Origin of the sequence: Micromonospora sp. WMMD735 (assembly GCF_049178995.1) — a bacterium.
Classification (GTDB): domain Bacteria; phylum Actinomycetota; class Actinomycetes; order Mycobacteriales; family Micromonosporaceae; genus Micromonospora; species Micromonospora wenchangensis.
This window is the reverse complement of the sequence record NZ_JBMHMJ010000002.1, coordinates 139,960-161,467: the sequence shown is the minus strand read 5'-3', so window position 1 is coordinate 161,467 and position 21,508 is coordinate 139,960. Positions and strand designations below refer to the sequence as shown.

Sequence of the window (21,508 nt, the reverse complement as noted above, 5' to 3'; positions counted from 1 at the left end):
TGGTCAGTGTCCCGGAACCCTTCGCTGCGCCGCCCGCGTCGCTTCCGCCACCACCGACGCCGCCGCAACCGGCAAGTGCGGTCGTAGCAGCAAGGGTGAGGGTCATCAGCACCGCCGTGGGCCGTCTACCGTGTGTCAACGTCGTCTCCCTCGATGGATGCCGATAGATACCTCTTCCATCGGGTGGGTTCTTTAAACGCATCGACGAGAGGCGCTACTCTCCGCGGCTTCTCAGGGCTGAGAGCCAAGGCTGCGTGATCTGAAGCCTCAGCGCTCGGCTCAGCCGGAGAGCAGGCTGACGCACCACCAAGCAGCACCAACGTGATCGCGCCACGCTCGTCGTCTACAACTACGACGGGGTGGTATCACCGGACGGCGGCGAATCGGGGGCCGAGAGAGCAAGTGACCGGGTCGCCTCACCGTTGGCGGCCGGGCTGACCGACGAGCCCGTCCCGGCGACCCGAGGCGGCTCCTGAGTCGCCGGGTCGATCCGAGGGTTCGCCGACGGCTTACCATGCGGCCCGCATTCTCCGCCGCACACCTACCCGGCGCTCGGGATGGCGATGCTCCTGCCATGCCCGGCTGTCATGTTCCGGGGACGGGGCAGGCAACAGGGCATGTAGACGAGCATCGCAGAAAGTGCCATGGCGAGCAGAGCCAGAGAGAGCTCGCGATGGCCAGCACCCGCGCACGGCAGTTGACGGGCCGGTCGCCGACACCGGTTAACCGGGGGACCGGGGGCGTTCAAATCCCCCAAGAAAAGCTCAAAGCCCTGATCAGCGTTCTCGCTGATCAGGGCTTTTCGTCTGTCGGGACGGCCGGATTCGAACTGAGGTTCCCCCGGCAGCTCGGAGGCTTTCGATCATGCTCTGATGGAGCTGAAGGGAGTCATCCGTGGCAGCACCGAAGAAGTACCCCGATGAGCTGCGTGAACGTGCGGTGCGCTTGTATCGGGAGTCGGACCCGAAGCCCGTGATCCGGCAGCTGGCACGCCAGCTTGGTGTGCATCACGAAGCGTTGCGCAACTGGATCCGCCAGGACGAGGCCGACCGCGGTCAGCGTGACGACCGGCCGACGACCTCGGAGGTTGAGGAGCTGCGCCGGCTACGGCGGGAGAATGCCGAGCTGAAGCGGGCCAACGAGATCCTGAAAGCCGCGTCGGCTTTTTTCGCCTCGGAACTCGACCCGACCCGGCGACGGTCGTGACGCTCGTCAACGAGCTACGCGATCGCTTCGGGGTCGAGCCCGTCCTCCGGGTCCTCAACGTCGCCCCGTCGACCTACTACGGCTGGCTCGCCCAGGCCGCCAACCCGTGTGCTCGGCGGCGGGAGGATGCGGAACTGGCGGTGGAGATCGCGGAGATCCACGACGTATCGGGTGGCACCTACGGCAGTCCAAGGGTGCACGCCATGCTGCGCCGGCAGGGCCGCCAGGTGGGTCGCAAGCGGGTGGAGCGGTTGATGCGGACCGCCGGCCTGCAAGGGGCGTTCCTGCGCAAGAAGTGGCGCATCCCGTCGACCCGGTCGAACCCGAAGGCGACACCGGCTCCCGATCTGGTGAACCGGCAGTTCACCGCTGCGGCGCCCAACCGGCTGTGGGTCGCCGACGCCACCCGCATCCCCTGCGGCGAGGGCGTGTTCTGGCTCGCCGCCGTCCGGGACGTGTTCTCCAAACGCATCGTGGGCTGGCGCTGCTCTGACCGCTGCGACACCGACCTGATCCTCGGCGCCCTCGAATACGGCATCTGGTCCCGCGACGTCCGCGACGGCCAACTGATCCACCACTCAGACCGCGGGTCGAACTACACGTCGTTCCGCTTCGCCCAACGCCTGGCCGACAACGGCATCCTGCCCTCCATGGGGTCGGTCGGCGACAGCTACGACAACGCCCTGATGGAGAACTTCTGGTCGACGTTGAAGATCGAACTGGTCTACCGCAACTCGTGGCGCACCCGCGACGAGGCCGAGAACGCGATCTTCACCTACATCGACGGCTGGTACAACACCCGCCGCATCCAGAAAGACCTCGGCTGGCGATCCCCAGACGAGTACGAAACCGCCTGGCACACCCACCAGGCCCGACACGACCAGACGGCTATCGTTCAGCCTGAGCCCACCGGCGCCAGGTAACTAACCCTCCGGCAAACCGGGGGAACCTCACCTCGCCAAACTCGCCCGCCACCGCGGCATTCCCCGCGTCCAGGTCGTCACCGCCGCCGGCAACACCCGCACCGTCCCGCCCGTGCGGCTGTCCCACGGCAAGGCCGCCGAGTTCCAGGCACGCGGCGCGGTCCACTTCCACGCCCTCGTCCGCCTCGACGGCGTCGACCCCGACGACCCAGCCGCCGTCGTCCCACCACCGGCCGCCTTCACCACCGCCGACCTCGTCGACGCGCTCCGGCACGCCGCCGCGCAGGTCGCGTTCGCCACCCCCGCCCACCCCGACCGGCCCGACGGCTGGCCGATCGCCTGGGGCGAGCAGCTCGACATCCGCCCGATCACGCTGACCGGCCACGGCGAGGTCACCGACAGCATGGTCGCCGGCTACCTTGCCAAGTACGCCACCAAGAGCACCGAGGTAACCGGGCACCGCTCCGTCAGGCTCACCGCCGACACCATCGGCGACCACGCCGACCCCGACGGCGACCACACCGCCCGCCTCATCGACGCCTGCTGGCGCATCGGCCGACCCACCGGCACCTCCGTGCCCCTCTGGCAACGGCCCCGCGACCACCGGCCCCGGCCCGGCTTCGTCGGCCGCTGGGAGTGCCCCGACTGCGGCACCCACACCCTGTACGCCGCCTGCCCTGTCTGCGTCGCCCACCGTCAAGCCGCCCTTGACACCAAACCGGCCAACAGACCGACGACCAACCCCTACGCCCGCCTGCGTCGCTGGGCGCACATGCTCGGTTTCGGCGGCCACTTCCTCACCAAGGCCCGGCGGTATTCCGTCACCTTCCAACTCCTGCGCGACACCCGCCGCCACCACCGGCAGCACGAGGACCAGGACCACGCGCACCCGACCGGCGGCCAGCTCGTCGACGAGCACGACGACACCACCCTGATCGTCGGCACCCTCACCTTCGCCGGCGTCGGCTGGCACACCACCGGTGACGCCCTCCTCGCCAACACCGCCGCCGCCATGGCCCGCGAGCGACAACAGATCGCCCGAGAGGAGCTAACCGCTGCTACCTGACCCGCCCCGATTCAGCACCGGACTGACGGTCGACCGACGAACCGAGGAGAGGAAGCCTTTGCCCACCACCCTGACCGCACCTGAGAGAAAGGCGCTCTACCGCATTCCCGAGGCCATGACACTGCTCAGCCTGTCCCGCTCCGTGATCTACGAACAGATCCGCGCCGGTCGGCTGCGCACAGTCCGGCAGGGTCGCACCCGCCTTGTTTCCGCCGCCGCCATCACTGCCTACGTCACTCTGCTCGAACAGGAAGCCCAGAAGGGAGGAACCCGATGACCCAACGCCGTGCCCGAGGAGAAGGCGGCCTGCACTGGGACGAATCCCGGCAACGCTGGATCGCCACCCTCACCGTCGGCTACACCCCAGCCGGCAAGCGCATCGTGCGCAAAGGCAGCGGCAAAACCAAAACCGAAGCCCGCACCAAACTCCGCGAGAAGATCCGCGACTACGAAGACGGCCTGGCCCTCGTCAAGGACGGGCAGACCGTTGCCGATGCTCTCATCGACTGGCTGGCCTACGGCCTGAGCCGGCAGTCCGACAGCACAAGGGCGAACTACTCCACCTTGGTGAACTCCCACATCGTCAGTGACCTCGGCGCAAGGAAGCTGCGGGACCTCACCGCTACCGATGTCGACCGATGGCTCATGGGCAAGGCCCAACACCTGAGCACACGGACCCTTCGGCTCCTCCATTCCTTGCTGAACCGCGCGGTCAATCGGGCCATGGCGCGGGACAAGGTCAAGCGCAACGTCGTCGCGCTGTGCACGGTTCCCACCGGTCGCGGTGGCCGTCCCTCCAAGTCGCTGACCCTCGGTCAAGCGAAGGCGCTCCTGGTGGCTGCGGAGGGCAGCCCGTTGCACGCCTACATCGTGGTTTCACTGCTGACCGGTGCCCGTACCGAGGAACTGCGGGCGCTCACCTGGGCTCACGTCGACCTCAAGGGCAAGCCGGCCAACGAACCGCCGTTGCCGCCCTCCATCCAGGTCTGGCGCTCGGTACGCGCCGACGGCGACACCAAGACCAGGAAATCGCGTCGCACCCTAGCCCTGCCGGCCCGGTGCGTCACCGCGCTCACCACCCACCACGAGCACCAGGGCCAACCTTCCGCTGACCGGCTCGTCTTCGTCTCTGCCGCCGGCACGGCCCTCGACCGGCACAACGTGCTGCGGGCCTTTCGCCCCGTCGTCGCCAGAGCGGGCCTCGACCCGCGCGACTGGACACCCCGCGAGCTGCGGCACAGCTTCGTCTCGCTGCTCTCCGACAGCGGCGTGAGCATCGAACAGATCGCAGACCTCTGCGGGCACTCCGGCACTACCGTCACCGAGAGCGTCTACCGGCACCAACTACGGCCGGTGCTCCTCGGCGGTGCCGTCGCCATGGACCGGATCTTCGACGCTGAGGCGTAGTCACTCAGTTGGTCACCCAGCTACTAGAAGAGGGCATATCCATCGATCGGATATGCCCTCTGAGCTGCGTCGGGACGGCCGGATTCGAACCGACGACCCCTTGACCCCCAGTCAAGTGCGCTACCAAGCTGCGCCACGTCCCGATGCTCCCCGCGTGGTTTCCCCCGCGGCAGCCGGTACAGCTTAGCGCAGGATCTTCGCACCGCGCGCACAGCCCCCCGCCGCGCCGGTGCGCACCGCCACCACCCCTAGAGCATCCTAGGAAAGGGGGCTGCCGTTCCCCCGAGGGAGGAGCGGCAGCCCTCGTCCGGTGACGGTCAGCCGTGGGCCTTGCCCCGACCGCCGGGGCCGAGCTTCTTGCGGGGGCGTACCGAGATTTCCACCGGGCTGCCCTCGAAGCCGAACTCCTCGCGGAGCTTGCGCTCGACGAAACGCTGGTAGCCGGCGTCCAACGGCGCGGTGGTGAACAGCACGAACCGCGGCGGGGAGACACCCGCCTGGGTGGCGAAGAGGATCTTCGGGGCCCGGCCGCCGCGCACCGGGTGCGGGGTGGCCTGCACCAGGGCGGTGAGCCACTGGTTGAGTTGTGCGGTGGGCACCCGGGTCTCCCAGCTCTCCAGCGCCTTGCGCAGCGCGGGGGCGAGCTTGTCGACGGCCCGGCCGGTCTGCGCCGACAGGTTGAGCCGGATCGCCCAGGGGATGCGGCGCAGCTCCCGGTCGATCTCCTTGTCCAGGTAGTACCGGCGGTCGGCGTCGACCAGGTCCCACTTGTTGAAGGCGATCACCAGGGCCCGGCCGGCCTCGACGACCATGGTCAGGATCCGCTGGTCCTGCTCGCTGATCGGCTCACTGGAGTCGAGCAGCACCACCGCGACCTCGGCCGCCTCGATCGCCCCGGCGGTGCGCAGGCTGGCGTAGTACTCGGTGCCGCTGGCCTTGCCGACCCGCTTGCGCAGCCCGGCGGTGTCGACCAGTTGCCAGGTCTCGCCGCCGATCTCGACGAGGCTGTCCACCGGGTCGACGGTGGTGCCGGCGACCGAGTCGACGACCGCCCGTTCCTCACCGGAGAACCGGTTGAGCAGGCTGGACTTGCCGACGTTGGGCCGGCCGACCAGCGCCACCCGGCGGGGGCCGCGCGGCCGGTTCTCGACGATCTTCGGGGCCTCGGGCAGGGCGTCGAGGATGGCGTCGAGCAGTTCCCCGGAGCCCCGGCCGTGCAGGGCGGAGATCGGGTGCGGCTCGCCGAGCCCCAGCGACCACAGCGAGGTGGCCTCCAACTCGATGGCGCTGTTGTCGGTCTTGTTGGCCACCAGGATCACCGGTTTGGCGCTGCGCCGCAGCATCCGCACCGCGGCCTCGTCCACGTCGGTCGAGCCGACCATCGCGTCGACCACGAAGATCACCACGTCGGCGGTGAGCACCGCCGTCTCGGCCTGCGCGGCGATCGCCGCCGCCCGGTCCTTCGCGTCCGGTTCCCAACCGCCGGTGTCCACCACGGTGAACGAACGGCCGTTCCACTGCGCGTCGTAGGGCACCCGGTCCCGGGTCACCCCGGGGACGTCCTCGACGACCGCCTGCCGGCGGCCGATGATCCGGTTGACCAGCGTCGACTTACCCACGTTGGGGCGGCCCACCACGGCCACCACCGGCTGCGGACCGGTCGGCTCGTCGACCTCGACGTCCGGTTCGCGCAGCTCCACCCATCCGTCGCTCATGCCACTCCCCGCTCGGTGAGCAGCCCACGCAGCCGGTCGACGACCTCGTCGATGCCCAGCTCGGTAGTGTCGAGCTCGACGGCGTCGGCGGACTGCCGCAGTGGGTCGACCGTGCGGGTGGAGTCGAGCCGGTCCCGGCGGGCCAGGTCCGCGGCGGTCGCCGCGACGTCGACGGCGTCCTCGGCACTGCGTCGCCGGGCCCGGGCCGCCTCGGAAGCGGTCAGGTAGACCTTCAGGTCGGCGTCGGGGGCCACCACGGCACCGATGTCCCGACCCTCGACGACGATCCGGCCGGCGTGGGTGATCAGTTCCCGCTGCCGGGCCACGAGCAGCGCCCGCACCGCCGGGACGGCGGCCACCGCGGAAACCGCGCCGGTCACCTCGGGACCCCGGATCTCCCGGTCGACGTTCACCCCGTCGACGGTCACGCCGTACCCCTGGGGGTCGGTGCCGATGCGCAGCTCGACCTCCTCGGCGACCTTGCCCACCGCGGCGGCGTCGGCCAGGTCGACGCCGGAACGCAGCACCGCCCAGGTGATCGCCCGGTACATCGCACCGGTGTCCAGGTAGCGGGCACCGAGGCCGGCGGCGAGCCGCCGCGAGACGGTGGACTTACCCGAACCGGACGGCCCGTCCACAGCGACCACGCAGCGCCCGGCCCGTACGTTTTCCTCCACCGTTGTCCTCCTCAGCCCGTATCTCTCAGGTCGCCGGTCGTCCCGACGCCGTCGAGCGGTCGTCCATCGTCGTCCATCATCCCGCGCCTCGCGGGTCTCTCCGCGCCGCCGGTGCGGCGCACGCCACCACCGGCCCGTCGGCCGCGTGGAAGCCTACCGGCACACCTACCCGCTCAGACGGGGTCAGTCACCCACGGCCTTGAACAGGGCGGCGACCTCCGCGTTGGTCAGCCGCCGGATCCGCCCGGTGCGCAGGTCACCGAGCTTGATCGGCCCGATCGAGGTACGCACCAGCCGGGACACCGGGTGCCCGACCTCGGCCAGCAGCCGCCGGACGATGTGCTTGCGTCCCTCGTGCAGGCTCAGCTCCACCTGGGCGGTCCGTCCCAGGGTGTCCACCACCTTGAACGAGTCGACCTTGACCGGCCCGTCCTCCAGCTCGACGCCGGCCAGCAGCCGCTTGCCGAGGTTACGCGGGATCGGCCCGGCCACCTCGGCCAGGTAGGTCTTGAGCACCTGGTACGACGGGTGCATCAGCTTGTGGGTCAGGGTGCCGTCGTTGGTGAGCAGCAGCAGGCCCTCGCTGTCGGCGTCGAGCCGCCCGACGTGGTAGACCCGCTGCTCGACCCGGTTGCCGATGAACTCGGCCAGCTCGTTGCGGCCCTTCTCGTCGGCCATCGTGGTGACCACCCCGCGCGGCTTGTTCATCGCCACGTACACCAGGCGGTTGTCGGCCTGCAGGCGTTCCCCGTCGACGTGGATCACGGCGGTGGCGGGGTCGACCTTGTCCCCGAGCTGGGCGACCCGCCCGTTCACGGTCACCCGACGCCGGAAGATCAGATCCTCGCAGGCACGTCGGGAACCGACGCCGGCGGCGGCGAGCACCTTCTGCAGGCGCTCGGCACCCTCGTACACGGGGGCGTCGGACTTGGGGGAACGGTTATCGCGTGGCATCGGCAAGCTCTTCTACGTCGTCGGGGAGGAACGGGGCGAGCGGGGGCAGGTCGGCGACCGAGTCCAGGCCCAGCTTCTCCAGGAACATCGTGGTGGTCCGGTAGAGGAACGCCCCACTGTCCGGTTCGGCGCCGCACTCCTCGACCAACCCCCGGGAGACCAGGGTACGGAGCACCCCGTCACAGTTGACACCCCGGATGGCCGACACCCGACCCCGGGTCACCGGCTGCTTGTAGGCGACCACTGCGAGTGTCTCCAGGGCGGCCTGGGTCAACCGGACCGACTGCCCGTCCAACACGAACCGTTCCACGTACGTCGCGTATTCCGGCCTGGTGTACAGCCGCCACCCGCCGGCCGCCCGGCGTAGCTCGAACCCGTGCCCGGCAGCGGTGTAGCCGGCCGCGATGTCGTCGAGCACCGGCCCGATCCGCTCCGGCGGCTGCTCCAGCACCTGCGCCAGCACCAGTTCGCTGACCGGTTCGTCGACCACCAGCAGGATGGCCTCCAACGCGCCGCGCAGCTCCACGTCGTCGAGTTCGGGTGCCGGCGGCGGGACGACCGTCACCCGCCGTCGTCCCCCCGGCTGCCGCTTCGGTACGCCCGCCGCACCCCGCTCCCCCGCGGCCTCCGGCCCGGCGTCGCTGCCACCCGCCCCACCGGCTGCGGTGGCGGCTGCGGTCACGTCCTCGCCCGGTTCGGGATCGGGTGTCCCGCCGGCAGCACGCTCGGAACCGGCCGTCCCGACGTCTGTCGTTTCGGCGTCGGCCGCTGCCGGGCCGGCCGACACCGGGTCGGCGGACACCGGGCCGGCCGACACCGGGTCGGCCGATGCCGTTGGCGCGGGCAGCCCGGAAACCGGGTCCGTTCCGGGCACACCGGGAGCGTCCACGCCCTCGGGCGCGGCCGTCTCCGGACCGGCCGCAGCAGAATCGGCAGCGTCGGGATCGGCAGCGTCGACTGCGGGCGGTGCCGCCGCAGCGGGGAGTTCGGGGACGGTGTCCGTTTCCGACGGGACGGCAGCGTCCTCGACCCCGGGGTCCGGCGCGCCGGGTGCGGGCTTGCGCTGCGGGGCGGGCCGCTCCCACGGGGGAATCCAGGCGGCGGCCTGGTCGGCCAGCGAGTCCCGGCGCTCCTCGTCGCTCATCAGTTCTCCTGCGCAGTCACCGGGGTGGGCGGGGCGGCGGCCGGGGTGTCGGTGGCGGGCCCGGCCGGGTCGGGGTCGGCGGGGCTGCCGGCGTACTCGTCGACGTGCAGGTCGGCGCCACCGTCGGCGGGGCCGGTCCAGCGCACCGTCAGCTCCTCCAGGGCCTCCTCCTGGACGAACGCGACCAGCCCCTCCCGGTACAGCTCCAGCAGGGCCAGGAAGCGGGCCACCACCTCCAGGGTGATCTCGCAGTCGGCGCAGAGCAGGGCGAAGGTGGCGACCCCGGCCCGGCGTAGCCGCTCGGCGATGACCGCCGCGTGTTCCCGGACACTGACCCGGACGAGGTGCACATGCGCGATGGACACCTCGGGCACCGGCTTCGGGGTCATCGCCCGCACGGCGAGCGTGCGCAGCCGTTCCGGGCCGATGCCGAGCACCAGGTCGGGCAGGGCCTCGGCGTACCGGGCCTCCAGGGTCACCGCCCGCGGGTAGCGTCGCCCGCCGACGGCCTCCAGTTCGGCGATGTGCGCCGCCGCCTCCTTGTACGCCTTGTACTGCAGCAGCCGGGCGAAGAGCAGGTCCCGGGCCTCCAGCAGGGCGAGGTCCTCCTCGTCCTCCACCTCGGCCGACGGCAGCAGCCGGGCCGCCTTCAGGTCGAGCAGGGTGGCGGCGACGAGCAGGAACTCGCTGGTCTCGTCGAGGTCCCACTCGTCGCCCATGGCGCGCAGGTAGGAGATGAACTCGTCGGTGACGGTGTGCAACGCCACCTCGGTGACGTCCAGCTTGTGTTTGCTGATCAGCTGCAGCAGCAGGTCGAACGGGCCGGTGAAGTTCGCCAGCCGCACGGTGAAGCCGCCGCTCTGCCCGGCCTGCGGCACCCCCGCCGGGTCGGTCGCCACGTCGGCGGCGACCTCGGCGGCCAGCACGGGCGGCTGCTGCGGGGTCGTCGGCGGGTCGAGCGGCGGCGCGGTCACCGGACGACCGTAGTCCACGTCCCGGACGTCGTCGCCGTCCGGGACGCCCCGGCGTGCACCCCGACCTACCGGTCGGCCTGGGCCGCGATCACCTCACGGGCCAACTGCCGGTAGTTGCGGGCCCCCGAGGAGGCCGGGTCGAGGGTGGTGATCGGCGCACCGGCCACCGTGGACTCGGGGAACTTGACCGTCTTGGTGATGACGGTCTGGTAGACCTTGTCGCCGAACGCCTCGACCACCCGTTGCAGCACCTGCCGGCAGTGGGTGGTGCGGCTGTCGTACATGGTGGCGAGGATGCCTTCGAGTTCCAGGTCGAAGTTGAGCCGCTCGCGCACCTTGTCGATGGTGTCGAGCAGCAGCGCCACCCCGCGCAGGCTGAAGAACTCGCATTCGAGGGGGATGAGCACGCCGTGCGCGACGGTCAGCGCGTTGATCGCCAGCAGGCCCAGCGAGGGCTGACAGTCGATCAGGATGTAGTCGTACTCCTTGCGGATGGTCCGCAGGACCCGGGCCAGGGCCATCTCCCGGGCGACCTCGTTGACCAGCTGTATCTCGGCGGCCGACAGGTCGATGTTGGCCGGCAGCAGGTGCAGACCCGCCACGTCCGTCTTGATCAGGACGTCCTCGGCGATGACGTCGTCCTGCATGAGCAGGTTGTAGACGGACAGGTCGAGGTTGTGCGGGTTGACCCCCAGGCCCACCGACAGCGCGCCCTGCGGGTCGAAGTCGACGAGCAGCACCTTGCGGCCGTACTCGGCCAGGGCCGCGCCCAGGTTGATGGTGGTGGTGGTCTTACCCACGCCACCCTTCTGGTTGGCCATCGCGATGATCCGGGCCGGACCGTGCCGGTCGGTGGGCATCGGCTCGGGGATCGGCTTGCGCATCGTGTAGGCGGCCGGATCGGCCGGGCCCAGGTCGGCGCCGAGCGACGCCTGCTGCTCACGGAGCTCCGACGTCCAGGCGTCGGCACGGTCACCGTTGCCAGCCATGTCCTCGTTGCCCCCTCCCGACGACCACCCGGCGTCGGAACACTCCGACGTCCTTCGCAGCGCCGCTGCGCACCCCGGTTGTCGCCCAGGAGGTCCGCGCCGATGCCGACTCTACGCCACCGACGACCAGCGCGTTCGGCACCGGTCCGGCGTGTCGGGCATAGCGGCCGGTCAGCGGGCCGGCGGGGGGTCGGCGTCGCGGGCGCGGGGGTGGCTGGTGGCGTACACCTCGCGGAGCCGGTCCACGGTGACCAACGTGTACACCTGGGTGGTGGTGACCGAGGCGTGGCCGAGCAACTCCTGCACCACCCGCACGTCCGCGCCGCCATCGAGCAGGTGGGTGGCGTAGCAGTGGCGCAGGGTGTGCGGGGAGACCGCCTGCGGCCCGTCCACCGGCAGTCCGGCCCGGCGGGCGGCCCGCCGCAGCACCGTCCACGCCCCCTGCCGGGTCAGCGGCCCGCCCCGGGCGTTGACGAACACCGTCGGGGTGCCCCGCCCGGCGGCCACCAGCGTCGGCCGGGCCCGCACCAGGTAGGCGCGCAGCGCGTCGACGGCGTACCCGCCGATGGGCACCAGCCGGGTACGGCCACCCTTGCCGCGCAGCAGGGCGGTGCCCTCGTCGACGTCCAAGTCGTCGACGGCCGCGCCGACCGCCTCGGAGATCCGCGCGCCGGTGCCGTACAGGAACTCCAGCAGCGCCCGGTCGCGCAGGGTCAGGGCCGCCCCGTCGCCGGTGGCGGTGACCGGGCCGGCCGTCTCCAGCAGCCGGACCACGTCGTCGACCGGCAGCGCCCGGGGCAGCCGGCGGGCCGGGGTGGGTGGGCGCACGTCGCGGCTGGGGTCGTCGCCGGCCAGGCCCTCGCGGACGGCGAACCGGTGCAGCCCGCGCACGGCGGACGCGGCCCGCGCGGCCGAGGTCACCGCCAGCGGCGGATGGTCGTCGTCGCCGGCGCGCAGCCGGGCCAGGTGCGCCTCGACCTGCCGGGCGTCGACGGCGGCCAGGTCGCGCACCCCGGCGGCGGCCAGGGTGTCCAGGTACCGATCGAGGTCCCGCCGGTACGAGGTGAGGGTGTTGGTCGACAGTCCCCGCTCGACGGTGAGGTGGTCGAGGTAGCCGCGCACGGCCCGCCGCAGGGCCGGCGCGGGCTCCCCGCCCACCCCGGCCCCGTCACCTGCCACCCCCGGCACCCCGTCCGCGGCCGCGCGGGGCACGACGTCGGGTGCCGGGGCGTGCGTCGTCGGCCGGGTCAGGCCAGCACCTCGTCCAGTGGGAGGGTGGCCATGCCGTGGGCCTCGGCGACCGGGCCGTAGACGACCTGACCGTCGTGGGTGTTCAGGCCCAGCGCCAGGGCCGGGTCGTGGCGCAGCGCGTCGCGCCAGCCCTGGTCGGCGAGCTCCAGTGCGTACGGCAGGGTGACGTTGGTCAGCGCGTAGGTGCTGGTGTGCGGCACCGCGCCGGGCATGTTCGCCACGCAGTAGAAGATCGAGTCGTGCACCTGGTAGGTCGGCTCGGCGTGGGTGGTGGGGCGGGAGTCCTCGAAGCAGCCACCCTGGTCGATGGAGATGTCGACCAGCACGCTGCCCGGCTTCATCCGGGACACCAGCTCGTTGGAGATCAACGTCGGGGCCTTCGCACCGGGGACGAGGACCGCGCCGATGACCAGGTCGGCGTCGAGCACCGCCCGTTCGATCTCGTACGCGTTGGAGGCGACCGTCTGCAGGTGGCCCCGGTAGATGGCGTCGGCCTGCCGCAGCCGGGCCACGTTCTTGTCCAGCAGCAGCACCTCGGCCTGCAGGCCCAGCGCGATCGCGGCGGCGTTCATCCCGGACACGCCCGCGCCGATGACGACGGTCTTCGCCGCGTACACCCCGGAGACGCCGCCCATCAGGATGCCCCGCCCGCCGCCCTGCCGCTGCAGGTGGTACGCGCCGACCTGCGGGGCGAGCCGGCCGGCCACCTCGGACATCGGGGCGAGCAGCGGCAACGACCGGTCGGGCAGCTCGACGGTTTCGTAGGCGATGCCGGTGACCCTCCGGTCGACCAGCGCGTCGGTGCACTCCTTGGACGCGGCCAGGTGCAGGTAGGTGAAGAGCACCTGCCCGGCGCGCATCCGGTGGTACTCCTCGGCGATCGGCTCCTTGACCTTCAGCACCAGCTCGGCGGTGTCCCACACCTCGTCGGCGGTGCCGAGGATGGTGGCCCCGGCGGCGGCGAACTCGTCGTCGGTGAGGCTGGACCCGACACCGGCGCCGGCTTCGACGAAGACCTGGTGACCGTGGCGGACGAACTCGTTGACGCCCGCCGGCGTGATCGCCACGCGGTACTCGTGGTTCTTGACCTCGCGGGGGATTCCGACCTTCACGTGAGACACCTTCCTCCGGGGTGCCGCACCCCGGACTGCGCGGTGCCCCGCCGGCTCCGTTGCCGACGCGGTCCACCGTTCCCGCCGGCGGCAGTCTAGGCGTGCCGCCGGCCCCCGACGGGCGGCACAGTGACAACCGGTGCCCGGTGCGCCTGACGGTGTGTCAGGCATACCGCGTAGGCCAGCCGTTCGGCGTCACACCCATCGTCGCACCGCGCGGCCCCGACCGCCGCACGGGAAACGCTCCCGCAACGACGTCGTGACACAGCGGGCCGACCGGGGTGGCGGACGACACAGGGGCCGCGCGGCGTACCGCGACGGCCCCTGTCGGCGTACCCGATTCAGCGGTGCAGCGGGGTGTCGGCGCGGCGCAGCACCGACCAGCCGGCGTCACGGGCCCGCGCGGCGGCCAGCAGCCCGGCCACGCACGGACCGTTGGTGATCTCCCCGGCCAACGCCATACCGACCGCCTCATCCAGGTCGATCCGGACGACCTGCAGGTCGGCCTCCTCGTCGTGGCGCTCGTGCCGCTGCCCGACGGGCACCTCGGCCAGCTCGCGGGCGAGGAACACCCGGACCACCTCGTCGGAGAAACCCGGCGAGGTGTGCACGTCGACCAGCAGGTCCCACCGGGCGGCGGTCAGGTCGGCCTCCTCGGCCAACTCCCGGGCGGCGGCCACCGGCAGGTCCTCCCCGGAGACGTCCATCAACCCGGCGGGCAGCTCCCACAGGTGCCGGCCGACCGGCTGCCGGTACTGCCGCACCAGCACCACCTGACCGGCGTCGTCGAGGGCGACCACGGCGACCGCGCCGACGTGCCGGGCGTAGTCGCGGGTGGCGGTGCCCCCACCGGGCATGGTCACCTCGTCGGTGACCACGGTGAAGATCCGCCCGGCGTAGCGCTGCACCCGGTTCAGCAGCTCGTAGCGGTGCTCGACGGCGCTCACGACGCGGACGACGCCGTCGCCGGGGCGCCGTTGCGGGCCGCGTTCTTCGCCGCCGCCTGCGTCTTCCTCGTCGTCTCGGGCGTCGCCGCCCCGGGGGCCGGGTCGAGGTCCACCGGCAGCTGGTCGGCCTGCGAGTACGCCACGGCCGCCTTGACGAACCCGGCGAACAGCGGATGCGGGCGGGTCGGGCGGCTCTTCAGCTCCGGGTGCGCCTGGGTGGCCACGAAGAACGGGTGCAGGCTGCGGTCCAGCTCCACGAACTCGACCAGCCGGCCGTCCGGGGAGGTGCCGGAGATGTGCAGGCCCGCCCTGGTGAGCTGGTCCCGGTAGGCGTTGTTCACCTCGTAGCGGTGCCGGTGCCGTTCGCTGATCTCGGTGGCCCCGTACGCCTCGGCCACGATCGACCCCTCGGAAAGCGTCGCCGGGTACGCCCCCAGCCGCATGGTGCCGCCGAGGTCACCCCGGCCGGCGACGATGTCCTCCTGGTCGGCCATGGTCGCGATGACCGGGTGCTTGGCGTCCTCGTCGAACTCCAGGGAGTTCGCCGCGTCCAGGCCGGCCAGGTGGCGGGCCACCTCGATGGTCATGCACTGCAGACCGAGGCAGAGCCCGAGCAGCGGCACCCCGTTCTCCCGGGCGTACCGGGCCGTGCCGATCTTGCCCTCGATGCCGCGGACACCGAACCCGCCGGGGATGACGATGCCGTCCACGCCGGCCAGCGCCGACGCCGCACCGGCCGGGGTGACACAGTCGTCGCTGGGCACCCAGCGCAGCTGCACCCGGGCCCGGTGGCCGAACCCGGCGGCCCGGATCGCCTCACTGACCGACAGGTAGGCGTCCGGCAGGTCGACGTACTTGCCGACCACCGCCACGGTGACCGTGTGGTGCGGCTGGTGCACCCGCTCCAGCAGGTCGTCCCAGCGGGTCCAGTCCACGTCCCGGAAGGACAGGCCGAGCCGGCGCACCACGTACGCGTCGAGCCCCTCACGGTGCAGCACCTTGGGGATGTCGTAGATGCTCGGCGCGTCCGGGGCGGCGACGACCGCCTCGGCGTCCACGTCGCAGTAGAGCGACAGCTTCTGCTTCAGCTTCTCCGGGATCTCCCGGTCGCAGCGCAGCACGATCGCGTCGGGCTGGATGCCGATGTTGCGCAGCTGCGCCACCGAGTGCTGGGTCGGCTTGGTCTTCAGCTCCCCCGACGGCGCGAGGTAGGGCACCAGCGACACGTGCAGGTAGAAGCAGTTGTCCCGGCCCAGGTCGTGGCGCACCTGCCGGATCGCCTCCAGGAACGGCAGCGACTCGATGTCGCCGACGGTGCCGCCGACCTCGGTGATCACCACGTCGGGGATCTGGCCGTCGGCGTCCGGGTCGGCCATGCCGACGATCCGCGCCTTGATCTCGTTGGTGATGTGCGGGATGACCTGGACGGTGTCGCCCAGGTACTCGCCGCGCCGCTCCTTGGCGATCACGTCGGAGTAGATCTGGCCGGTGGTGACGTTGGCCTTGCCGGAGAGGTCCCGGTCGAGGAACCGCTCGTAGTGCCCGACGTCGAGGTCGGTCTCCGCGCCGTCCTCGGTGATGAACACCTCGCCGTGCTGGAACGGGTTCATCGTCCCGGGGTCGACGTTGAGGTAGGGGTCGAGCTTCTGCATGACCACCCGCAGCCCGCGTGCGGTGAGCAGATTGCCGAGGCTGGAGGCGGTGAGGCCCTTACCGAGCGAGGAGGCGACGCCCCCGGTGACGAAGATGTGCCGGGTCGTGCGTGCTGAAGGGGCCAAGGCCTGCTCCCGTGTCGTCCGTAGCGGTCGTGCGAACCGCCGTGCCGATCAAGTGATCACGCGATCCACGGGATTCCACGGTAACACCTCCCCCGGGGCCACCTGGCGTCGCACCCGACCTCGGGCTAACCGGTCCCGCCGCCGGCCGGGCCGGCCGCCGCCCCGGTCGCGGTCGACACCTGCGGCGCGGCGGTCCGCGCCACCGGCACCCGCGGTGCGCTGCGGCCCGCCGGCCGGGCCCCCGCGTCCGGGTCGCCGGCACCGTCGTCGACCGGCCCGTCCGTCCCGCCCCCGTCGGACGCCGCCGTCGCGGTGTCGGTGCCGTCGCCCGCGCGGGCCGCCCCACCGTCGTCGGGTCGCCCACCGGTGGGGCGCCCGCCGGGCGGGCCACCGGACGGCCCGTCCGGACGCGGGTGGCCGCTGCCCGGCTGGGTGCGGTCGGTGGAGTGGTCCAGCACCCGCAGCGAGGCCAACGCCGCCATCGGCACCACCAGCGCCGCGGCTGCCCCGGCCACGTCCAACGCGGCACCGCCGAGCAGCCCGGCGATCACCGCGGCCAGGGCCGTGCCGGCCAACGCCGCCCGGATCGCCGGGTAGATGCCGAACAGCCGCATCAGCCCACCCCAGGGCTGCAGCAGCGCGAACCACACCAGCAGCACACCGACCAGCGCCAGCACCGTCAACGGGCTGTTCACCAACGTCTGGAAGTTGGCCGTGCTGGACCGGTGCACGGTCAACCCGCCGGTGCCCTCGCCCAGGGCGGTCAGGAACCGTCCCAACGCCCCCCGCTCCTCCACCGGCCGCCGCAGGTCCACCACCGCGAATCCGATGGTCAACGCCAACCCGGCCATGGTCGCCCAGACCAACCGGCTGACCGTCAGCCAGCCACCGGTGCTGATCGCGGCGGCCACCGCCACCCCGGCGGTCAACGCGATCGCCCCGATCGAGTCGGCCCCCAGGTAGGGGCTGCCGACCACCACCACGGCCAGCCCACCGACCGCCACCACCACCATCGGCCGCCACTGCCGGCGGACCCGCTGCGCCAGCCAGCCGGCGCTGAGCAACGAACCGGCGAGGAACACCCCCAGGCCCACGGTGCCGAGACCGGAGAACCGGCCCCCCTCCAGTGCCGAGTAACCGACCACCCCGTTGAGCTGCAACCGGGCCCCGCTGAGCACGTCCGCGCCGACCACCAGGGTGGCCAGGCCGGCGACCGCGCCGAGCGGGCCGAGGGTCCGGTCGTGACCGGGGGTGAACCGGACCAGGGCCGTCGCGGCGACGATCAACGCGACCGTCACCACCGCGAAGTAGGCCCCCGCGTGGTCGCCCCGCCACCACGGCACCGCGTCGGCGAGCAGCGCCGCGGGCACCGCCAACGCGGCGGCGATCAGCAGCAGCTCCACGGCCGCCACGATCCGCGGCGACACCGGCGGCGGGCTGTGCGGGCCGGCCAGCCGCCGCGCCCGCCGCAGCAACGGCAGCACCGCGACCGCCAGGATGATCTGGGCGGCGGCGAGCAGCCCGAAGAACCAGCCGGCCACCGCCCGCTGGGCGGCGGCCTCCCGGTCGGCGTCGGCCGGCGCGGCGATGGCACTGGCCAGGTCGTCCGGGCGACCGTCGACCTTCACCGCCGGACGGCCCAGGAACAACCGCTCGGGCAGCGGCCGACCCAGCGCCGTCAACGCCGTCGGCGCCAGGTCGACCAGTTGCAGGTAGCCCTCCCGGCCCGTGCTGGCGGAGGTCAGCCAGCCGTTCTCCCACCCCGGGCCGTCCGCGACCACCACGTGCAGCCGGGCTGGCGCCTCCGTGTCGGACACCCCGGCGACCAGCACCAGCGACCGCTGCGGCCGGGCCGCGAGCACCTTCGCCAACGCCTCGTCGGCCCGCCGGGCGTCGGCCCGCCGGTCGGCCGGGTCGGTGCCGCTGACCGTGCCCAGGTCGACGATGCTCAGCACACACGAACCGAGCAGCCCGGACGGATCGGCCGGCAGCGCCGGGGCGTACCGGTCGACGCGACCGAAGGGACGGGCGGCGGCGACGGCGGCACCGGGGCCGACCGCCACCGAGCAACGCACCGACTCCGACAGCGAACCGGGCACCGCGCCCCACGGCTGCCGGTCGGCGTTGTAGGCGACCACCCGCTCCTGGTCGGGCAGGTTCGCGCCGATCCCGTCGGGTTGCTCCACGGTCACCGACGCCGGCGGACACCCGCCCGGGCGGCGGCTGCCGTTCCAGCCGGCGTAGCTGCCCGCGCCGAGGGTGAGCCAGCCGTCCACCGGGCACGTCGGGCGGTGCGCGGAACGGGTCGACAACGAACCGATGGAACCCTGCTGGGCCATCCGCCACAGCGTCGGGGTGCTCTGCGGGTCGACATCCGACCAGCGCAGCCCCGCCACCCCGGCCAGCACGACGTAGTCGGCGCTGCGCCGGGGTGGGCTGCTGTCGGGGCGGGCGGCCAGGGCGGTGACCCCGAGCGCCACCACGACCAGGGTCAGCAGGACCGGGGTGAATCGGCGCAGCATCAGGCGCGTCCCGTCGAGGGGGTGTCGGTGCCGGGGGCCGACGCCCCGGCGCGGCCGGGCGGGTCGGCGTCCAGCTCGGTGTAGAGGGCCCGCAGCGCGGCGACGGTGTCGGCCTCGGTGGGCCAGGTGGCGGCGCGGGTGGCACCCCGCTTCGCCAGGTCGGCGCGCAGGCTCGGGTCGTCCAGCAGCGACCGGACGGCCGCGTCGACCGCGTCGACGTCACCGGGCGGCACCAGCAGCGCACCGTCACCGACCAGCTCGGGCAGCCCACCGACGGCGGTAGCCACCAGCGGTACGCCGGCCCGCAGCGCCTCCTGGGCGAACAGTTGCCGGGCCTCCCAGTCGCTGGTCACCACCGCCAGGTCGGTCCCGGCGAGCAGGTCCGCCACGTCGGTACGGTGCCCGAGCAGCGTCACCGGGGCACGCTCGGCGGAGATCCGGGCGGCCAACGGCAGGTAGGCGGGGCCACTGCCGGCGATCACCACCACCGGCGGCGGGGTGCGGGTACGCCACCGGGCCGCGGCGTCGACGAGCACGTCGTAGCGCTTCTGCGGGTGCAGCCGGCCGACGGAGAGCAGCAGCGGCTGCCCGGCGGCGACACCGAACTCGGCGCGTACGGCGGCGCGACGGCGACGCGGGGCGGGCAGGGCCGGCGCGGCGACCGGGGCGAGCCGGGCGTCGGCGGCGCCCAACGCGGCGGCCCGCTGCACCAGGTCGGTGGAGGCGCCCAGGGCGACCCGGGCGGACCGGGCGACGACCCGCTCGGCGAGCCGGGACAGCCGCCCGCGCAGCCCGCCGGCGAGCACCGCGTTGTGCCAGGTGACCACGAGCGGCGCGGCGGGCCGGGCGAGCGCGGCGACCAGCCCGGCGCGCAGCCCGTGGGCGTGCACCACCCGCACGGGCTCACCGGCCAGCGCGCGACGCAGCGCGGTGACCGCGCGGGCGTCGGCGGGCGTCGGGTTGGCCGAGATCTCCACCGGGGTGAAGCGGGCCCCGGTGGCGGTGAAGTCGAACTGTTCGGCGGTGGCGGCCGGGCCGCAGACCAGCACCGGCTGGCCGGCCTCGACGAGCCCGCGCGCCACCGACCGGACGTGCTGGCCCACCCCGCCGGTGCTGGAGGCGAGCAGCAGCACCACCGTGCCCCGGGCGTCGGGGGCGGACGTCGCGTCGGTCATGGGGAGAGGGTCTCCTTCCCGTCACCGGCGTCGCGCGCAACGCCGTCCTGCGGGTCACCCGCCGCCCGCCGGCCGCCCAGCCGACGTCGCACGCCGGTGAGCAGCGGCCCGACGTCCCGCCGGTCCACCAGCCAGGCGACGGCGAGGAACAGCACGCCGACCACGGCCCCGGACAGCATGCCCTGCACGAGTGCCCCGGCTGTCGTCGGGGTGCCGCCGCCGGCGGCCAGCCGGGCGGTGAGCCCACCGGCCGGGGCGGCGACCAGCGCCGCCAGCAGGCCGGCGGTGGCGGCCCGGCGGCAACCGGCCAGCGCCGCCGGCCCGGCGCTGCGGCGTACCGCGACGACCAGCAGCGCCCCGAGCAGCAGCATGCCGACGGAGTTGGCCAGGGTGACGGCCAGCACCCGGTCGGCGCGCGGCAGCAGCGCCGCAAGCGGCAACGCGACCAGCGGCACCACCAGCCAGCCGGTGGTGATGGCGGCGGTGGCGGCGCGGGTGGCACCCCGGGCGTAGAGGGCCCGCGACAGCACCGCGAACAGGCCGTAGCCGACCAGGCCGGGGGCGAACCCGGCGATCGCGGCGGCGGTCGGCTCCGCGCCGAGCGGGAAGAACCGGCCGACCGGTTCGGCGGTGCCGATCAGCGCCGCCGCGCCGAGGAAGCCGAACAGCAGCACCCCCCGGGTGGTCGAGGCGACGGTGGCGCGGTAGCCCTGCTCGTCGCCGGACGCGGCGGCGGCCGACAGGCCCGGGTACGCGGCGACCGCCAGCGGCACCGCCAGCACCGCCCAGGGCAGCAGGTAGACGGTCTGGGCCAGGTTGTACACCTGCGGGGAGCCGGTCGGGCCGCCGGAGACCCGGTTGAGGATGACCACCAGGGCGATTTGCTGGGCGGTGACGGTGACCGCCCCGGCGACGGCGAGCCCGCCGACACGGGCCCGCGCGTCGGCGGGGAACGCGTAGCCGGGCCGCCAGGTCAGCCCGAGGCGGCGCAGCGGGATCAGCAGCGACAGCGACAGCACCACCACCCCGAGGGTGGTGCCGCCGGAGAGGATCAGCTCACCGGCCCGGCTGACCTGCGCGATGCTCGTGTCCCGCCCCTGGGTGACGCCGAAGACCAGGTAGACCACCACGACGGTGACGCTGGACAGCAGCGGCGCGACGACCGGCCAGGCGAACCGGCGGTGCGCCTGGAGCACCCCGGTGAGCACGATCCCGATGCCGTAGAGCGGCAGTTGCGGGGCGAACACCCGCAGCATCCGCGCCCCGGCGGCCAGTTCCGCCGGGGACCGCCCGTCGGAGATCGCCGCCACGACCGGGTCGGCGAACACCGCCACCAGCGCCGCCAGCGGCACCAGCAGGGTCACCGTCCAGGTCAGCAGCGCCCCGGTGGTCGCGGCCACCGCCCGCCGGTCACCGGCCGCGACCGGCCCGGCCAGCAGCGGTACGACGAGACTGGCCAGCGCCCCACCGGCCACGATCTCGAAGATGATGTTGGGAACGGTGTTGGCGATGACGTACATGCCACCGAGGTCGCTGTCCTCGACGACCCAGGTGAACACGGCGGTCCGGCCGAACCCGGCGAGCCGGGCCAGGACGGTGAGCACGGCGATCAGGGCGGCGGCGCCGGCCACCCGACCGGTGCCGGCGAGGGGGGCCGGTCTGGTCACG

The 21,508-nt window shown here is 73.0% G+C and carries 17 protein-coding genes, 1 tRNA gene and 1 pseudogene; 5 read left to right on the top strand and 14 right to left on the bottom strand.

Features of this window, described 5'->3' with window-relative positions:
• The first annotated feature begins 894 nt into the window (after positions 1–894).
• The 5 genes and pseudogenes from ACN268_RS01115 (at position 895) to ACN268_RS01095 (ending at position 4,602) form a co-directional block, all read left to right on the top strand.
• Entirely contained in the window at positions 895–1,206 is a 312-nt protein-coding gene (locus ACN268_RS01115) for a transposase (protein ID WP_204924187.1), read from the top strand.
• Positions 1,203–2,129: an IS3 family transposase gene (locus ACN268_RS01110; RefSeq protein ID WP_421481291.1), complete on the top strand. Its 927-nt coding sequence runs from the start codon at positions 1,203–1,205 to the stop codon at positions 2,127–2,129. The genes ACN268_RS01115 and ACN268_RS01110 overlap by 4 nt, the downstream gene beginning before the upstream one ends.
• A gap of 28 nt (positions 2,130–2,157) precedes the next feature.
• Positions 2,158–3,195, top strand: a pseudogene (locus tag ACN268_RS01105) (replication initiator); the annotation flags it as partial.
• 58 nt (positions 3,196–3,253) lie between these two features.
• Entirely contained in the window at positions 3,254–3,472 is a 219-nt protein-coding gene (locus ACN268_RS01100) for a helix-turn-helix domain-containing protein (protein WP_421481290.1), read from the top strand.
• Positions 3,469–4,602 carry a site-specific integrase gene (locus ACN268_RS01095; protein WP_421481289.1) on the top strand — a complete coding sequence of 378 codons (1,134 nt, stop codon included), beginning with the start codon at positions 3,469–3,471 and terminating at the stop codon, positions 4,600–4,602. Before ACN268_RS01100 ends, ACN268_RS01095 begins: the two co-directional genes overlap by 4 nt.
• Before the next feature lie 69 nt (positions 4,603–4,671).
• Here the strand turns inward: ACN268_RS01095 and ACN268_RS01090 are convergent.
• From ACN268_RS01090 to murJ, 14 genes are all read right to left on the bottom strand, one after another.
• A tRNA-Pro gene (locus tag ACN268_RS01090) sits at positions 4,672–4,745 on the bottom strand.
• 174 nt (positions 4,746–4,919) lie between these two features.
• Complete coding sequence (gene der, locus ACN268_RS01085) at positions 4,920–6,317, bottom strand: ribosome biogenesis GTPase Der (protein WP_363655968.1); 1,398 nt, start codon at positions 6,315–6,317, stop codon at positions 4,920–4,922.
• Positions 6,314–6,994: a (d)CMP kinase gene (gene cmk / locus ACN268_RS01080; protein WP_204928589.1), complete on the bottom strand. Its 681-nt coding sequence runs from the start codon at positions 6,992–6,994 to the stop codon at positions 6,314–6,316. The genes der and cmk overlap by 4 nt, the downstream gene beginning before the upstream one ends.
• 183 nt (positions 6,995–7,177) lie before the next feature.
• Positions 7,178–7,948, bottom strand: coding sequence for a pseudouridine synthase (locus ACN268_RS01075; RefSeq protein ID WP_421481288.1), 771 nt, complete (start codon positions 7,946–7,948; stop codon positions 7,178–7,180).
• Positions 7,935–8,765: an SMC-Scp complex subunit ScpB gene (gene scpB / locus ACN268_RS01070; protein ID WP_421486787.1), complete on the bottom strand. Its 831-nt coding sequence runs from the start codon at positions 8,763–8,765 to the stop codon at positions 7,935–7,937. Before scpB ends, ACN268_RS01075 begins: the two co-directional genes overlap by 14 nt.
• Positions 8,766–9,091: 326 nt before the next feature.
• Positions 9,092–9,991: a segregation and condensation protein A gene (locus tag ACN268_RS01065; RefSeq protein WP_421486786.1), complete on the bottom strand. Its 900-nt coding sequence runs from the start codon at positions 9,989–9,991 to the stop codon at positions 9,092–9,094.
• A 140-nt stretch (positions 9,992–10,131) separates the two neighbouring features.
• Entirely contained in the window at positions 10,132–11,055 is a 924-nt protein-coding gene (locus tag ACN268_RS01060) for a ParA family protein (RefSeq protein WP_088644512.1), read from the bottom strand.
• Positions 11,056–11,226: 171 nt separating this feature from the next.
• A complete protein-coding gene (locus ACN268_RS01055) occupies positions 11,227–12,234 on the bottom strand; it encodes a site-specific tyrosine recombinase XerD (RefSeq protein ID WP_421481287.1) in 1,008 nt (335 codons plus the stop codon).
• A gap of 68 nt (positions 12,235–12,302) precedes the next feature.
• Positions 12,303–13,418, bottom strand: coding sequence for an alanine dehydrogenase (gene ald, locus ACN268_RS01050; protein WP_421481286.1), 1,116 nt, complete (start codon positions 13,416–13,418; stop codon positions 12,303–12,305).
• A 341-nt stretch (positions 13,419–13,759) separates the two neighbouring features.
• Positions 13,760–14,365 (bottom strand): NUDIX domain-containing protein, encoded by a 606-nt coding sequence (locus ACN268_RS01045; RefSeq protein WP_421481285.1) that lies wholly within the window; start codon positions 14,363–14,365, stop codon positions 13,760–13,762.
• Complete coding sequence (locus ACN268_RS01040; protein ID WP_421481284.1) at positions 14,362–16,143, bottom strand: CTP synthase; 1,782 nt, start codon at positions 16,141–16,143, stop codon at positions 14,362–14,364. The genes ACN268_RS01045 and ACN268_RS01040 overlap by 4 nt, the downstream gene beginning before the upstream one ends.
• A 125-nt stretch (positions 16,144–16,268) precedes the next feature.
• Positions 16,269–18,665, bottom strand: a complete 2,397-nt coding sequence (locus ACN268_RS01035; protein WP_421481283.1) for a hypothetical protein — start codon at positions 18,663–18,665, stop codon at positions 16,269–16,271.
• Positions 18,665–19,840 carry a glycosyltransferase family 4 protein gene (locus ACN268_RS01030; RefSeq protein ID WP_421481282.1) on the bottom strand — a complete coding sequence of 392 codons (1,176 nt, stop codon included), beginning with the start codon at positions 19,838–19,840 and terminating at the stop codon, positions 18,665–18,667. The genes ACN268_RS01035 and ACN268_RS01030 overlap by 1 nt, the downstream gene beginning before the upstream one ends.
• Positions 19,837–21,507 (bottom strand): murein biosynthesis integral membrane protein MurJ, encoded by a 1,671-nt coding sequence (gene murJ / locus ACN268_RS01025; protein WP_421481281.1) that lies wholly within the window; start codon positions 21,505–21,507, stop codon positions 19,837–19,839. The genes ACN268_RS01030 and murJ overlap by 4 nt, the downstream gene beginning before the upstream one ends.
• Between the last annotated feature and the right edge of the window lies 1 nt (position 21,508).